The following is a 15,732-nucleotide window of genomic DNA, read 5'->3' on the forward strand; positions in this document are numbered from 1 at the left end:
TTTTGTACTTTTAAAAGAAAAATCAAAAAATGATTATTATTTTTTTGTAAAATTCGAAGTACGTCTTCATTTTATCTTGCCATATTATCTTCAAAATCACGCTATTTCGCTTTAAAGACACTTTTCTTACCTTCAAATCTCAAAATAATAGCAATATTCTTTTTAGTACATTTTTTAGATAAGCATCATCTCTATTTAATGGATTGTTAAAATCAATTCGTTAAATTTGCTATTATTTATAATCAATCTAAATAATTCAAGTTTTAATCAGGTTTAGAAATTAAACTTTTGATGATTTTGATGGTCATTGATAAAAGTAGAATGTCTGAAGCTATTGGGCAATTATACCTGCTCTAGGCTGTAAGCAATATGCCGTAAGCTAAAAGCATGAAGCGAATTAATGCAGGTAAGTAACAGGGAAGTATAAATTAATAATATAACTACGGTGCATATTGAATATATCCTTCTGATTATAAGTTCATTCTAATAACAGATTTACTATTAACTTCCTTATACTTAAAGTCAATTTTTGATAATAAAAAAATACATTCACAATTCACAACTCAAAATTCAGCACTACTATTTATTCACGATTATTGCTATAACGAAAGCTCCCAAATATATGCGTAAAATCCCTTTTGTATTTCTATTTCTTTTTTCAATTGCTTCTCAAGCTCAAGTTCTCAAAAAGAAAACTACCCTGCTGATGGGCGGAAGATTTGATATTACTGTTGTTGCGAAAGATACAGCCACTGCCAAACAAAGTATTGAGGATATCATTTCTGAAATTTCTAGGATAGAATATTTAATTTCAGATTGGAAAAGTACGACTCAAATTTCGGATGTAAATCGCAATGCAGGAATCAAACCTGTTAAAGTAGATCCTGAAGTATTTGAGTTGACAGAAAGAGCACTACATTTTTCGGAAATAACAAACGGTGCTTTCGATATTAGTTTTGCGGCAATGGATAGAATTTGGAAATTTGATGGTTCTATGAAACAAATGCCAACGCCAGAGGCAGTTAAAAAATCAGTAGAAAAAGTAGGTTACCAAAATATTGAGCTAGATAAGGAAAACAGTACAATTTTTTTGAAGAAAAAAGGAATGAAAATTGGCTTCGGAGCATTAGGTGAAGGCTATGCCGCCGACCGCTGTCGCGAAATGATGTTGGCAAGAGGTATTCAGGCAGGAATTGTTAATGGCTCTGGCGATATGAATACGTGGGGAAGCCAACCAGATGGCAAACCTTGGACTGTCGGAATTACTAATCCTATGAAAAAAGATACTGTTTTTGCTATCGTACCACTTGTTAAAAGTGCCGTAGTTACTTCGGGAAGCTATCAGAAGTTTGTCGTATTTAATGGAAAACGCTATTCGCACATTATCAATCCTGTAACGGGATACCCAGCTACTGGCCTTTGTAGCGTAACGGTGTTTGGTCCTAGTGCCGAAACAGCTAATGGCTTTAGTACTTCTGTTATGGTTTTGGGAAAAGACAAAGGTGTGAAGCTATTGAAAAAACACCCTGAATACAGTGCAATCTTGATTACTGATGAGGGAAAGGTGGTAACTACTAAAAACTTGAATATTAAAGATTTTACCTTGAAATAGGAGGGTGAAGATTTTTCGATTAGGGTACGACTTCAGTCGCACCCTAATCAAAAAAATTAATAACAATCCGAAAGAATTTGTTCGTGTGCTTGGTAGTGACTCAATGACTGAGAAAGCTCTTTTTCACAGATTTGTTCCAGTACGACCATCACATCTTTTTGCATAGCCAATGATCCACAAATCATAATTACGCCTCCATTCTTTAATATAGTGGCTATTTGATGGGCATCTTTTTTAATCAAATCTCCAACATACAACTTTTCAGTCTCACGTGACAAAGCAACGGCAAGGGTATTCAATTTCTTTTGTTGACTGTACTCGTCCAGCTGAGATTGATATAAACCGAGCGAAGATTTATCTCTGAACCCTGCATACAAGTGGCAAGGAACTTGTTTATTATTTTGGCTAAGCATTCCTAAAAATGGTCCAATACCTGTACCATTACAAATCATGATGACTTCTGGACTATTTTTAGGGAAATGGAAATGGCTATTTTGAACAATTTTAGCTTTGAATGTATCTCCAGCTTTGAGTCGATGCAAAAATCCTGAGCCTAGTCCATTTTCGTGTAATCTCACACTTAACTGAATATCACTTTTATCGACAACTCCAATCGAATATAAGCGTTCACGATGGTCGTTAGCTGGGTATATCGCCAGTAAATCCCCTGATTTCACTTTTGTCCATCTTTTCGTTTTAAACTTAATCAAGAAGGTATCGTCATGTTGATTAGAAGTATTTGACACTACTTCTAAATTCCTAAAGTTGTTGGGTTGTTTCAGCGGAGCTTTACTCGAAATACTGATGCCTGTTTTAGCTGACCAAGCTTCTGCCCAAAGCGCATAATCTTCCTCCGATTTATCATTTACTGTATGAATATCCAACAATGGCTTCGCCCAAGATTTACTGCCTAGAGAGTGATGTACCTCATAAGCAAATTGACAGAAATCTGGATAAGCACGAGACCCAAAGCCGACTACAGATATTTGAATAGAGGAAGGTTGAGAAATGTCAGTCGATAATAACTCTTGAAACTTGCTTGCACTATTGGGGGCATCACCCGCCCCATAGGTAGAGGTAAACACAACCAAATGCTCTGTACTTGGGTAGCTCTGATATTCGTTGAGTGTCGAGATATAGGTTTTCTCTCCAAGTTTAATCAATTGTTGATAAAAACCATTGGCAAAATCCCATGTACTGCCATTTTCAGAACCTACTAAGATAACAAAACGGCTTTCTTCAGCTGTAAATTGATTTTTAGATTTTCCAGAGAGTCTTTTAAACGTAATAGCAAAACCAGTGTATATAAAAAATAGAATATTACCAGAAGCAATAGCCAAAATGATAGCCAAGATGATGCTCGCTCTACCTGTGTGCAAATCGAGGCTGAGCGTACTCATAATTTGTGTAAAAGGATATGCCTGCTCAGCAAGAATTTCTCCCGTAATTTGGTTTACGGCAATTTCTCGGTCTTTGAGCTTGATGGTAAAATAATCTTCAGGATCTTCTGAAAAAGGAAATTCTATGCTTTTTACTTCTGAGAGCGATGTGTTTTTGAAGATTGGAAAATCTTCCAGTTTCTTTTGAGGAGTATCTTTTATTTTATCAAAATCAACCTCTAAGTTTACTTTAGCCGCAGGAAATACTTCGAAGCGAACTAATGAAAGATAAGCCCCTGTAAGCGCAATTAAAAGAATTGGTAGTAAAGACCAACGACTCAATACGACATGGTAATATTGTGCAAAGCTATCTTTAGGAATACCTTTAAAAAAGTTGCGTATTCCCTGCTGACGCTGAATAAGGAGTAAGATACCTGAAATAGTGATTAAGAATAGAAGAAATGCTGTGAGTCCTACAAAAAAACGTCCTAGTTCATGTAAAAATAAAGAGCGGTGTAAAGCGTTAACCCATTCAAAGAAGGCACCTTTCTGCTTGGTTGCTCCCAAAAACTCTCCAGTTTGGGGATGAATATATCCTTCCTGAATATCTTTTGGAAAATCAGAGCTTTTGGCTACTAAAGAATGAAAATCATCTACTTCTACCTGACTAATTGAAGGATATTGCTTTTTCCACACAGGAATACTTTCAGCCAAAGTTACTTGACTAAGAGATGGCGTTGTTGGTCTGTTGATTTTTTCTAAAGCTGGCTCAAACGACAGAATGATACCAGTAATAGCGGCAAGTGCTAGAAAAAGAAAAGAAGATACCGCCAACGTAAGGTGACTGTATCTCCAGATAGAGAGATTCATATTTTGAGAGTTGGTTGAATTAAATGCAAACGGAGAAATACATAAGAATCTTGAACAGTTGTTGTCTTTTCCTCGAATAGGTTACTCAATACATAAAACACTGCTCTAAAATTTTCCCATCAGTTGTCAATATAATTGATCAACTGATGGAAAAAACACAAAGTAAAGCCATGTTAGTGAATTACACGCTATTACTTTGTGTCTGTTGTCTCTTATTCTAGTTTGCAGGACTAAATCTTACATAACGGATATAACCCGTTCCTTCACTTTTAGCCGCTAAGCCATCAGTTGTTAGTGGAACCTCCAAATCTTTTACGTAATATGGTTTATCCTCAACGGCACTCTCAAAACGAATTTTGTAATTTGAGTTCAACTTCGCATTTTCAATTTCAAGAACAACCACACTACGGTCGCCACCTGTTACCGATGCACCTGTGATAGCGCTTAAGTTACTTGGCTTTTTTGAGAATGCTTTATGCCATTCTTTTAGGTCTTTGTACCATTTTTTGTCAGAACCTAATACATACAAAGTTTTGTCATAAGCTCCTTTAGCATCTACGATAGATACAACCATATAAGCGCCTTCGCCCATATAGTTAGTCATTTGAATCATACATTTGTATTTCGTTGTTTGTGCTTGTGTTGTGTTAGAAACACCCAACGATACGATTAATGCAATAACGGCTAGTTTTAAGAATTTGAACATTTTACTACTTTAAAAAAGTGATAGATATTTTAGATTTTGAAAGTGATTCGTTTTCTGAAGCTAAATCAAAAGCTGTTTCGTTGAAATTAGTAACGGCTTCTTTTTTAGCACCAATAGATACCAAGTATTTCATAACGGTATCGTCTTTAGCAATCATCGCAGCTTTGTGAAGCGCCGTGATTCCTTCCGAGTTTTTTGCATTTACGTCAATACCTAGTGCCTGAATACGTTTTAAAAGACCTAAGTCGTTTTTCATAACGGCCAAGTGATATAAGGTATTGCCATTTTTTTGTGGAGTGCTGGCTGTTAATCCTTTTTCTTCCAACATTTTTAGTTTGGCGTCAAAGTCTTCTGTTTTTGGCCCAAAGCCACCACGACCTTCACTACCACCTTGAGGTCCGCCTTGCGGAGCACCTTGTGGCCCTCCAGGACCGCCAAAACCACCTGCACTATAAGATTGTACCAAATAGGCTAACAAGTTTTCACCGTCTTTGTTTGTTACTTTTACATCAGCACCTTTTTCTATTAAAAACTTAACAACTTCAGGAGAGTTTCCTTTTACAGCTAGTGAAAGAGCCGATTCTCCTTTATTATTAGTCAGATTGATGTTTGATATTTTTGACGCAAGTAAGCCTAAGGTGGCTAAATCTCTGTTAGATGCCGCTGCAAATATAAACGGAGTATTACCTTCCTCATCTGCTTGGTTTACATTAACACCTTTTGCCAAGAAATGCTCGATAATTTCTTTTTGATTAGGTCTACGAACTAAGAAATGTAAAACGTTTTCGCCAGCTTTAGTTGTCGCTGTAGGTTTTACTCCTAAACTTTCTAAGTATTCAAAAAACTCTAAACTAAGGGTTGTTCCTCTTCTACCTCCTTGCGATGCAACCACAATAGCGTTGTCGTTTGGCGTGATACCTTTTTGTACTAAAGCTTTCAAAAGGTTAACGTTTCCACTACGAGCGGCATAACCAAAAATATTATTTCCATTTTTGTCAACACTTTTAATATCTAAACCTTTTGATACCAAATAATTAGTGATTGCCAAATCTTTGTCTCCAGCAACAGCAAGTAATAAAACGTTTGCACCGTCTTGGTTTACGTCTTTTTTCAAATTTGCTCCAGCTTTCACACAAAGGTCGATTACTTCTGGTGTAAGTCCGTTACCCGCAGCAAAGTTTAATGGAGTAGTTCCATGAGCATCAACCATGCTTGCTTTTGAACCCTTGTCGATCAACAACTGCATGATTTCGATATTGCCCTTTGCGGTAGCCCAGTGCAAGTAAATACGACCATCATGAGTAATTTTGTTTACATCATTTCCAGGTTGTTCCAACAAATACTTGATGGTTTCGTTCGGCGCGCCAGAGTTGATGGCCATTACTACAGCGTCCATCGCCTGACGGTTAAGTTCAGATGGGTTACTGCCTTTTGCTACCTCAGCTTTTACAGCTTCAGCATTTGGTTGGTTTCTCCAAAATGATTGTTCTAATAAGGTATTTCTTTGAGCGCTTGCAGCGAAACTGAAAAGTGCCAAAGATGCAGCAATGAATATTCTTTTCATTTGAAATATGTATGTTTTATCGGGTTGAAGTTTTGGGACTCAAAACAAATAAGCTTTTCTTATTTAGAATTAGTACAAATATAAATTAGAATCTTTGTTTAACCATAATACTCTATTTTAAATTTAGCTAAATCACTTTATTTACTTGAAAAGAGCATTTATTGGCTTTGACCATAAAAATGATGAAAAGTAAAATTCTGTAACATTTTTTTAGGAAAATGAACAACCTACTGACCAATCGATGGAAAGAGTCGATAATGCGTAATGAGATGCTTTAAGTCAATAGCCTGCATAAAATTAGAATAAAATCATCAGTACTGGTAAACACCCAGAGTCATTTCCTGCTAACAGGTGTATTTATTCGACCGAATGCCATATTGAATGTATGAATAACGAGATGTTTATTTAGATAATAGGGAGTAAAGAGGGTATTGTAGTCCAATTGTTTACTTATTTCGAATAGAACTGCGCAAATCAGGGCAAGTGAACAAATGGTTATTTCTTAACTTGTTGTACCATATTTGCGTTAACACTCACAAACCTCGAACATATTGATTCTGTGAAAACAAAAGCATCTTTGTTTATTCTTCTTTTGGTACTCTTTCATACAGCCCACTTACAGGCACAAGCGCCTATCCGCAAGTGGACTTTTACACAACCCAAAATGGGTTCTCCTTTCTCTATCGTGGTATATAGCAACGATTCTATTCAAGTTGCGGCAAGTATAAAAAAGGCTTATCTATTGGTGGATTCGCTTAATAGCATTTATAGCGATTATGATTTGCAAAGCGAATTGAGTGTATTATCACAAAAAGGCGAAAGCCCCAAAGTTTCGAATGCTTTATGGGATATTTTGGAGAAATCCCAATATGCGTTCTCGAAAAGCAATGGCACTTTTGATATTTCTATCGGACCTGTGGTCAGACTTTGGAGAAAAGCTCGAAAGCTCAAACAACTTCCCAGTGACTCTGCTATTCGAAATGCACAGCAGCGTGTGGGGTTTAAGTTTATAAAAATGAATCCTTCCACTCATGAAGTGAAGTTGCTTCGAAACAATATGCAACTCGACTTAGGAGGAATAGCAAAAGGATATATAGCCCAAAAAGTAGTAGATTTTTTAGCCAAAGAAAGTTTAGGCTCCTCACTAGTAGATGCGGGAGGAGACTTAGCCATGGGACAAGCACCACCAAGTAAAAAAGCTTGGAGTGTTGGAGTAAATATCCCTTCCTCCGAAGAATTATTACCTCGATATTTATTTCTTCAAAATACTGCTGTTGCCACATCTGGCGATATGTATCAATACGTAGAAATGGATGGAAAGCATTATTCACACATCGTGAATCCCAAGACAGGATTGGGACTTACACATCAACGTAATGTGACTGTTATTGCTCCCGACGGTGCTACTGCCGATTGGCTTGCTACAGCATGTAGTGTTTTGTCAATCAAAAAGGCTATCAAACTCTGTGATAGTTTTCCTAATACAGGTTTACTGATTGCAGAGAAGAAAGGTAAAGTGATTCTTAAATGGCAAAACAGCTATTTTGAGAAAATGATGGAATAGGGACAAAGTATCAAAGGCACATAGGCACAAAGTGTGTATCACTGTAGAGACGCAATGCTTGCGTCTCCAATTGAGTTTCCAAACCCTAATGCTTTTCAAATAGCAAAATAGTTAGTATTTAGGTACAAAGCGTCAAAGGCACATAGGCACAAAGTGTGTATCACGGTAGAGACGCAATGCTTGCGTCTCCATAGGTATATTCTAGGGCTCAGACGCAAACATTGCGTCTCTACTAATACTTTTAAAAATCATTCAACCACTCAATCACCAATCACTCAATAACCACAAACAAACTGTGAGGGTCTGTTGGGTAGTCTTAGAAAAAGAAAGAGTATTTTAATAAAACATATTTCTATTTAGTTTACAGTCATCTCAATTCAACTTTGCATATCAACCTCATAATTTTTCTATGAAAAAAACTCTTTTGACCTTGAGCTTATTTACCGCTGTTTTTGGTATCTCTGAAGCTCAAAACTTCCAATCTTATGAACAAACTATTCCTAATACTACTGTCAAATTTAAAATGGTAGCGATTCCAGCGGGAGAACTATCCTTAGGTAGCTCCGAAAGTGAGTTAGGACATGAGTCAGATGAATCACCACAAGTGAAGGTAAAGCTTTCAGCTTTTTGGATGGGAGCAACCGAAGTGACTTACGACGAATATCAACTGTTTTTTGAAGAGGAACGTGACCCTGAGCCAAAGCCCGATGCCATTACTCGTCCTAGTCCTCCGTACATTGATTTTACTTTGGGCATGGGAAAAGTAGGTGGTTTCCCTGCTAATTCGATGCAGCAGTATGCAGCTTTGATGTATTGCAAATGGCTTTATCATAAAACAGGAATTTTCTATCGATTACCTACAGAGGCCGAATGGGAATATGCTTGTCGTGCAGGAAGTAAAACTCGTTTCTTCTTTGGAGAAAATGAAAAAGACCTTGCTCAATATGCTTGGTATGGAGCCAATGCCGAAGGACATTATCATCGAGTAGGTGAGAAAAAGCCAAATCCTTGGGGATTATACGATATGTTGGGCAACGTAGCCGAATGGACAATGGACCAATACGATGAAGGATTTTATCAAAAACTAAGTGCAGGACAAGAGAATCCTTACTCAGAAAAGTTAAAACGCTATCCAAGTACTGTGCGAGGAGGCAACTATAAAGATGAAGCAAAAGAATTGCGAAGTGCTAATCGCCTAAAATCAGACCCTATTTGGAATCGTCGTGACCCACAAGTACCAAAAAGTAAATGGTGGAATGCCGATGCGCCTTTTGTAGGATTCCGTATTGTACAACCTCTACAACAGCCTTCGGCAGAAGAAGTCGAAGCTTTTTTTGCAAAAGTATTAAAGTAGGTTATGAGTGAACAGGAGCACAGGCACAAAGTGAAGACAAGTTGCCCTTACCGAAAGACCTAAAACTATTGCGGATTTGGGATTGCTGATTTCGGAAATATGGAAAATCACCTTTATTTTCTATGAAAAAGTACCATACAATTCCGCAATCCAACATCCCAAATCCAATATTAAAATACCTCTCATTTTCTAAAACTAATTCTAACTATGAGTCAAACTAGACGCGATTTTGTTAAAAGTACATCGCTAATTACTGGAAGTTTAATTGCTGCTCCGTTTTTGTCGGAAGCAAGTATGTTTAATAGTCTTGTCGACGATACCATCAAGGTTGCCTTAATAGGTTGCGGTGGACGTGGTACAGGTGCAGCAATTCAGGCGTTGAGCACTAAGCAAAATGTGAAATTGGTTGCAATGGCTGATGCCTTCCAAGACCGTTTAGACAATTGCTATAAAGAAATAACAGGAGATGATTTCGAAAATTTGAAATCAAAGATTGATGTCCCTGCCGACAGACGTTTTGTGGGATTTGATGCTTATCTCAAAGCAATTCCTTTGGCAGATGTGGTTATCTTGACTACGCCTCCAGGTTTCCGTCCTTTACATTTTGAAGCCGCTGTGAATGCAGGTAAACACATTTTTATGGAGAAACCTGTAGCCACAGACCCTGCTGGTGTACAACGAGTACTAGCGGCTGCCGAAAAAGCAAAAGCGAAGAAGCTGAATGTCGTAGTAGGTTTACAACGTCACTATCAAACTTCTTATCGTGAACTCATGAAGCGCCTTCAAGACGGCATGGTGGGAGATATTGTATCTGCTTCGGCTTGGTGGAATAATGATGGCGTGTGGGTAAATCCAAGAAAGGCTGGTCAAACCGAAATGGAATATCAAATGCGTAACTGGTATTATTTTAACTGGTTATGTGGTGACCATATCACCGAACAACATATTCACAATATCGATGTAATTAACTGGGTTAAAAACTCTTATCCTGTCAAGGCTAGAGGAACGGGTGGTCGTGAGGTACGAAAAGGAAAAGATTATGGCGAAATTTTTGACCATCATATCGTTGAGTTTGAATATGCCGATGGGACAATTCTCAATTCTCAATGTCGCCATATCAAGGGGACTTGGGCAAAAGTAGATGAATTAGTAGTTGGTACGAAAGGTAAAATTATGTTTGATGCAGGACATATTACCGACTACAAAGGAAATACCTTATTCAAACACAATGGTAGCAAAGACCCTAACCCTTACCAAGTAGAGCACGACGAATTGTTTGAAGCAATCGCCAAAGGGCAATATAAGTTTGCCGATGCCGAAAACGGAGCCAAATCAACCATGACTTCTATTCTTGGAAGAATGGCTACTTATTCTGGTCAGGTAATAACTTGGGACAAAGCTATAAATTCAGGCTTAGACCTAGCACCAAAAACATTTGCTTGGGATGCCGATATGCCACTCAAACCAGATGCAAATGGTTTGTATCCAGTAGCAATTCCGGGTAAAACTAAGTTTGTGTAATATTCAACTCTGAGTTATTAGTTTTCGGCTTTTCATTTTTTGTCGAAAACTAATAGCTCAAAATAGAAAACTACTGACCTATAGTGGTCAGTATGTTTATCAAAAGATTTATAAAGTTGTAGTTAAAATTATTTGTTTACATCTAGTCTATACAACTACCCTATGAAGTCAAAAATATGCATGCTCTCGATATTGCTAACTTACAGTCCCATGGTAAGGTCGCAAAGTAATAATCCTTTCAAGCTAGACTTATTAGTTGGTATAGCAAAATCATCCTCATCTTTTGGAGGAGGTATTTCTATTGAACCTAAATATTGCTTTAACGATAAGGTATCTGTAGGACTTAAATTTGAATCAGCTAATGCCTATGGTAGTATTTCTGCAACAGGTCCAATTATTTCAGGTCCAATAAATAGCGTATCATCCTATTTAATTACATCCGAATATTACATTGGAAATTATGGAAGACAGAAACGAACTCGACCTTTTTTCGGCGTAGGCTTTGGTATTTACAATGCAATTTTTGAGGCTGAAAATGCGAAACACAAATATGATAAAATGGGAGCCACTCTAAGAGGAGGAGTTGACATTAAACACTTCAGATTATCAGTAGAACAAAACTTCATACTTTCTTCTTCTCAATATGAACTTAATTTTCTTACACTTAAGTTTGGTGTCACAATTGGAAGTAGGAAAAATTCGATTCCTGAATAACTGATAGCTTGTGATTAAGCTCTTTATATTTTTATTATGATTGTAAAAAGGAGTTATTGAAATAGCACAAGTATTAAAATTGCTCGTTAGTAAAGAATGAATTATTGTTAAATTTTTGGCAATACCAACGAAGTTTAGTAACATAGTGTCCTCAGAGATAAATTTGAATCTTATGTTATATTTTCAATACTCCGTAGAATTTATAATACAGCTTTCTTAACATAAGATTCGCATTACAATCTAATTACAACAAGCTTATGCAAAACAATCAGTATTCACCTTATTACTCACAGGAGGCTGTTCAGTCCGAACAGGCTCGTTATATGACCAAAGTATTTGGTTGGATGTCTTTGGCTTTAATAGTTACAGCAGCGGTTTCATTTGGTGTAGCAAGTACGCCTCAAATCGTTGAAATTATTTTTAGTAGCAAGTTTACCTTTTATGGATTGATGATAGCTGAATTGGGGGTTGTGTTGTGGTTATCGTCGCGAGTGGCAACTATGTCGGCTACTTCTGCTACTGTCTGGTTCTTTCTGTATTCGATTTTGAATGGATTAACACTATCGGTCATTTTCTTTGTATTCACTGCTGATTCGATTGTTTATGTATTTGGTATTGCAGCCTCAATGTTTATGGCAATGGCGGCTTATGGCTATTATACCAAAAAGGATTTGACCTCTTGGGGTAGCCTTTTGATGATGGGTGTTATCGGTTTAGTAATTGCAGGTGTTGTCAATATCTTCTTGCGTAGCGATATGTTTGGAATGATAGTTAGTTCTATTGGTGTATTGATTTTTGTAGGCTTAACAGCGTACGATACTCAAAAAATCAAAGAGATGAATATCATCGGCAACGAAGGCACAGACGAAGATCATAAAGAAGCAATCATGGGGGCATTGACCTTGTATTTAGACTTTATCAACTTATTCTTATATCTACTTCGTTTACTCGGAAATAGAAGAGATTAATACAAAAGCATTTTTCTTAAAACTCCTCATCTAAACTTAGGTGAGGAGTTTTATTTTTGAAGAAAAGTACAGAAGTGTAATTGACTTATTCATGAAAATATGCTCAAACACTTATTGGTTTAATCACAAACTGCTCATGAAGATTTTCAGAAATATTATTTTAGGTTTCTTGGCACTAATTGTAATGGCCGCCATCGGGACTTTTACGACAGTAGACAGAACAGAATTGCACCAGACCGAGTTTTATGCTCAAATGCAAAACTGGTTGGCTAATTATACTCCAGATACTGAGCCACAGTATGATTCGGTATATGTAGGTTGGGCAAAAGTAAACCTAACACCCTCACAGCCATTGGCTACAGCAGGATATGGCAATCGCGATGGCAAACCTTATCAGAGCGTACATGACTCTATTTATGTGCGAGCAATGGTGTTTGATAATGGTCGTAAATTTGCGATGGTTTCTTGCGATATGTTGATTATTCCACCCGAGGTAAGATTGAGTTTGCAAGATAAACTCGGTAAAATTGGCTTTTCATGGGAGCATGTGTTTATAGGCGCTACACATACGCACAATAGCATAGGTGCATGGGGTAAAAATGCTATTGGAGAATTATTTGCTGGAAAATACCATCCTGAAGTGGTGGAGGATATTGCTAATAAGATTGTCAAGGCTATCCAATTAGCTGATGCAAATACGACCGCTGCTGAAATCGGCTATGGGCAAATAGACGCTCCAGAGTTGGTGTTCAATAGGTTGGTTCATGAAAAAGGTACGGTAGACCCGACTTTACGTGTATTGAAAATTCATAAAGACAATGGACAAAATGCCTTAATTTGTGTGTATTCGGCACATGCAACTACGCTTAATGCTGATAAAATGGTTCTGTCAAGAGATTATCCAGGGGTTTTGGTGGATAAGCTCGAAAAAGACCAAGCTAATTTTGCGATGTTTATGGCTGGCTCTGTTGGCAGTACAGGTCCAATAGGAGAGGAGATGAAAGATGATTATGCTCAACTCAATCGTGTGGCTGATGGTCTTTACCAAAAAATTGCTAAAGTTAGCCCACAAATTAAAACTGGGCTTGTGGATAACCTTCATGCTTCGGTGATTCCGTTATCGATGCGTGACCCACAAGTACGAGTATCGCAAGACATACGTTTTCGCCCTTGGGTATTTCAAACGTTTTTTGGAGAATATCCTGCCGAAATGAAGGTGTTCCAATTGGGTAATACCATTTTTGTAGGTACACCTTGTGATTACAGTGGCGAATTGATGCCAGAAGTCCTCAAAACCGCTAAGGCTCAGCATCTAAATCTCATTGTTACTAGTTTTGATGGAAGTTATGTAGGATATATTACCGAAGACAACCATTATGATTTGAATAAATACGAAACTCGAGTAATGAATTGGTATGGTCCTCAGAACGGGCAATATTTTCAAGAAGTGATCAATAGTATTTTGACGAAAAATGCGCCATCCGTTAAGATACAAGAGCCAGAAGAAAATTGATTTTAAAATTTGGTTATTTTACTGGAAGATTTCGGGAAAGAAAGGCAGATATTAATTCTATGTAAACAAAAGTAGTTGTCTAATTTAGAATAATTCTGAATTAGCTGAAATCCTGAAAAACATCTAAGTAATCATGCTCAAGCACAATAATTCCCGAGCTTTTTCAGGTAAAAAAAACACTTCATGTAAATTTTTATCAGTAAATTGCGACTTGATTTCTGAAATTGTTGCTATGCGACCATTAAAAAGCTGTGATAGCAAAAACAATCTCACAACGAGCAAAACACAAGTCTCTCATTCAGAATATATTGACTAAAAGCACCGAGAGAAAAGAGCCGTTGTAGGCAAATTTCAAAACTTAAAGACAAAGAAATGAACTATCAACCATCAGACTACCTTCCGATTATTGTCCAAATAGGGGCAGCACTTGCATTCATCGTATTGACAATGGTGGCTACTCACTGGTTAGGACCTAAAAGACATAGCAAAGCAAAAGACGATGTATTTGAATGTGGTATCGAGTCAGTGGGAAATGCACGCACGCCTATTTCTGTAAAATACTTTCTTGTGGCTATCCTATTTGTGCTTTTTGATGTAGAAATTATCTTTATGTATCCATGGGCTGTAAATTTTAAGACATTAGGATGGGACGGCTTCTTGGAAATGGTAGTTTTTATGGGTCTTCTTTTAGCAGGCTTTATTTATGTATTGAAAAAAGGAGTGCTTGACTGGGAAAAATAATTCTCAAAGCCTCTTTCTCTATAAAACCTTCTGCCTCAACAGCTAGTTAGGTAGTAAGACATCAAATATTATTAATTGAATAAGACAATGAGTGATAGAATAATAAAGACAGTAGATGCCCCACAGGGACTAGAAGGTCAAGGATTCTTCGCTGGAAAACTAGATGACTTGGTTGGTTTGGCGAGAGCAAACTCACTTTGGCCTTTACCATTTGCTACCTCATGTTGTGGTATCGAATTTATGGCAACCATGGCTTCGCACTATGACTTAGCTCGTTTTGGTGCAGAACGTCTTTCTTTCTCAGCACGTCAAGCCGACGTTTTGATGGTAATGGGTACCATTGCTAAAAAAATGGCTCCAGTTGTAAAACAAGTGTATCTTCAAATGGCTGAGCCTCGTTGGGTAATTGCTGTTGGTGCTTGTGCTTCGTCTGGCGGTGTGTTTGATACTTACTCTGTTTTACAAGGTATCGACCGTATTATCCCTGTCGATGTGTATGTACCAGGATGCCCCCCTCGTCCAGAACAAATCCTTGATGGCTTTATGGAAATTCAGGAGCTAGCTAAATCAGAACAAAGAAGAAGAAGAGAATCTCCTGAATACAAGGCGTTGTTATCTTCTTATGGTATTGAATAGTTATAAAGCAACACTTTATAACTAAATATCCCTTTTTCATTAGTCTATCATTTCAGCGTTTACAATGACAAACGAACAAATTGCTCAAGACTTAGTAGCGAAATTCGGAGAGGATAAAATTTACGGAATCATGGAAAATTACGGTCTTTTGAACGTAACTACCTCTGTAGATACTATTGTACCTCTTTTGCATTATTTATATCAACATCCCACTTTCAAGTTCCAATTTCTTACTGATTTAGCGGGTATCCACTTTCCCGATGCTGTAGGTCAGGAATTAGGTGTCATCTATCACTTGCATAGCCTCGAAAACAATGTACGATTGATTATCAAATTGTATGTTCCTATCGAGTCTCCAAAAGTGCCAACCATCACAGGGCTTTATGCTACAGCTAACTGGATGGAGCGTGAAGCATTCGATTTTTATGGAATTATCTTTGAAGGACATCCAAATCTTATTCGCATTTTGAATGTAGAAGATATGGACTATCATCCTATGCGCAAAGAGTATCCAATGGAGGATGCTACTCGTCAAGATAAGATTGATGCTTTATTTGGAAGATAATAATCGGTAACTATCGGGTTGCTAT

13 protein-coding genes are annotated in these 15,732 nt (G+C 37.4%); 10 read left to right on the forward strand and 3 right to left on the reverse strand.

From position 1 onward, the window contains the following. Positions 1 to 622 precede the first annotated feature (622 nt). On the forward strand, positions 623 to 1,612 hold the full coding sequence (locus tag QM481_RS15430; protein ID WP_283382364.1) for an FAD:protein FMN transferase: 990 nt from the start codon (positions 623 to 625) through the stop codon (positions 1,610 to 1,612). 56 nt (positions 1,613 to 1,668) lie between these two features. Here QM481_RS15430 and QM481_RS15435 read toward each other — a convergent pair whose 3' ends face one another. The 3 genes from QM481_RS15435 to QM481_RS15445 form a co-directional block, all read right to left on the reverse strand. Next, entirely contained in the window at positions 1,669 to 3,861 is a 2,193-nt protein-coding gene (locus QM481_RS15435) for a PepSY domain-containing protein (RefSeq protein WP_283382365.1), read from the reverse strand. A 217-nt stretch (positions 3,862 to 4,078) separates the two neighbouring features. Beyond that, complete coding sequence (locus QM481_RS15440) at positions 4,079 to 4,567, reverse strand: DUF2271 domain-containing protein (protein ID WP_166551723.1); 489 nt, start codon at positions 4,565 to 4,567, stop codon at positions 4,079 to 4,081. Positions 4,568 to 4,571: 4 nt separating this feature from the next. Next, positions 4,572 to 6,131 (reverse strand): ankyrin repeat domain-containing protein, encoded by a 1,560-nt coding sequence (locus QM481_RS15445; protein ID WP_283382366.1) that lies wholly within the window; start codon positions 6,129 to 6,131, stop codon positions 4,572 to 4,574. Between the two features lie 559 nt (positions 6,132 to 6,690). On the opposite strand from QM481_RS15445, the gene QM481_RS15450 reads away from it, so the two are divergent. The 9 genes from QM481_RS15450 (at position 6,691) to QM481_RS15490 (ending at position 15,707) form a co-directional block, all read left to right on the forward strand. Continuing rightward, positions 6,691 to 7,695 carry an FAD:protein FMN transferase gene (locus tag QM481_RS15450; protein WP_283382367.1) on the forward strand — a complete coding sequence of 335 codons (1,005 nt, stop codon included), beginning with the start codon at positions 6,691 to 6,693 and terminating at the stop codon, positions 7,693 to 7,695. Positions 7,696 to 8,104: 409 nt separating this feature from the next. After that, positions 8,105 to 9,049 carry a formylglycine-generating enzyme family protein gene (locus QM481_RS15455; RefSeq protein ID WP_283382368.1) on the forward strand — a complete coding sequence of 315 codons (945 nt, stop codon included), beginning with the start codon at positions 8,105 to 8,107 and terminating at the stop codon, positions 9,047 to 9,049. A 207-nt stretch (positions 9,050 to 9,256) separates the two neighbouring features. Then, on the forward strand, positions 9,257 to 10,570 hold the full coding sequence (locus tag QM481_RS15460) for a Gfo/Idh/MocA family protein (protein WP_166551719.1): 1,314 nt from the start codon (positions 9,257 to 9,259) through the stop codon (positions 10,568 to 10,570). 210 nt (positions 10,571 to 10,780) lie between these two features. Further along, positions 10,781 to 11,284 (forward strand): hypothetical protein, encoded by a 504-nt coding sequence (locus QM481_RS15465; protein WP_283382369.1) that lies wholly within the window; start codon positions 10,781 to 10,783, stop codon positions 11,282 to 11,284. 257 nt (positions 11,285 to 11,541) lie between these two features. Next, positions 11,542 to 12,252 carry a Bax inhibitor-1/YccA family protein gene (locus QM481_RS15470; RefSeq protein WP_374760913.1) on the forward strand — a complete coding sequence of 237 codons (711 nt, stop codon included), beginning with the start codon at positions 11,542 to 11,544 and terminating at the stop codon, positions 12,250 to 12,252. Positions 12,253 to 12,388: 136 nt separating this feature from the next. Continuing rightward, positions 12,389 to 13,765: a neutral/alkaline non-lysosomal ceramidase N-terminal domain-containing protein gene (locus QM481_RS15475; protein ID WP_283382370.1), complete on the forward strand. Its 1,377-nt coding sequence runs from the start codon at positions 12,389 to 12,391 to the stop codon at positions 13,763 to 13,765. A 372-nt stretch (positions 13,766 to 14,137) separates the two neighbouring features. Next, complete coding sequence (locus tag QM481_RS15480; protein WP_095161391.1) at positions 14,138 to 14,506, forward strand: NADH-quinone oxidoreductase subunit A; 369 nt, start codon at positions 14,138 to 14,140, stop codon at positions 14,504 to 14,506. An 87-nt stretch (positions 14,507 to 14,593) separates the two neighbouring features. After that, a complete protein-coding gene (locus QM481_RS15485; protein WP_095161392.1) occupies positions 14,594 to 15,142 on the forward strand; it encodes an NADH-quinone oxidoreductase subunit B in 549 nt (182 codons plus the stop codon). 64 nt (positions 15,143 to 15,206) lie between these two features. Continuing rightward, the gene (locus tag QM481_RS15490) at positions 15,207 to 15,707 is read left to right on the forward strand and encodes an NADH-quinone oxidoreductase subunit C (RefSeq protein WP_166551715.1); all 501 of its coding nucleotides are present in this window, start codon (positions 15,207 to 15,209) and stop codon (positions 15,705 to 15,707) included. The last annotated feature ends 25 nt before the right edge of the window (positions 15,708 to 15,732 follow it).

The organism is Flectobacillus rivi (assembly GCF_030056655.1).
Taxonomy (GTDB): domain Bacteria; phylum Bacteroidota; class Bacteroidia; order Cytophagales; family Spirosomataceae; genus Flectobacillus; species Flectobacillus rivi.

Coding starts and splice junctions, on each gene's coding strand:
- QM481_RS15465 (WP_283382369.1), top strand. CDS start 10,781: ATGGTAAGGTCGCAAAGTAATAATCCTTTCAAGCTAGACTTATTAGTT.
- QM481_RS15435 (WP_283382365.1), bottom strand. CDS start 3,861: ATGAATCTCTCTATCTGGAGATACAGTCACCTTACGTTGGCGGTATCT.
- QM481_RS15470 (WP_374760913.1), top strand. CDS start 11,542: ATGCAAAACAATCAGTATTCACCTTATTACTCACAGGAGGCTGTTCAG.
- QM481_RS15480 (WP_095161391.1), top strand. CDS start 14,138: ATGAACTATCAACCATCAGACTACCTTCCGATTATTGTCCAAATAGGG.
- QM481_RS15460 (WP_166551719.1), top strand. CDS start 9,257: ATGAGTCAAACTAGACGCGATTTTGTTAAAAGTACATCGCTAATTACT.
- QM481_RS15485 (WP_095161392.1), top strand. CDS start 14,594: ATGAGTGATAGAATAATAAAGACAGTAGATGCCCCACAGGGACTAGAA.
- QM481_RS15490 (WP_166551715.1), top strand. CDS start 15,207: ATGACAAACGAACAAATTGCTCAAGACTTAGTAGCGAAATTCGGAGAG.
- QM481_RS15475 (WP_283382370.1), top strand. CDS start 12,389: ATGAAGATTTTCAGAAATATTATTTTAGGTTTCTTGGCACTAATTGTA.
- QM481_RS15445 (WP_283382366.1), bottom strand. CDS start 6,131: ATGAAAAGAATATTCATTGCTGCATCTTTGGCACTTTTCAGTTTCGCT.
- QM481_RS15455 (WP_283382368.1), top strand. CDS start 8,105: ATGAAAAAAACTCTTTTGACCTTGAGCTTATTTACCGCTGTTTTTGGT.
- QM481_RS15430 (WP_283382364.1), top strand. CDS start 623: ATGCGTAAAATCCCTTTTGTATTTCTATTTCTTTTTTCAATTGCTTCT.
- QM481_RS15440 (WP_166551723.1), bottom strand. CDS start 4,567: ATGTTCAAATTCTTAAAACTAGCCGTTATTGCATTAATCGTATCGTTG.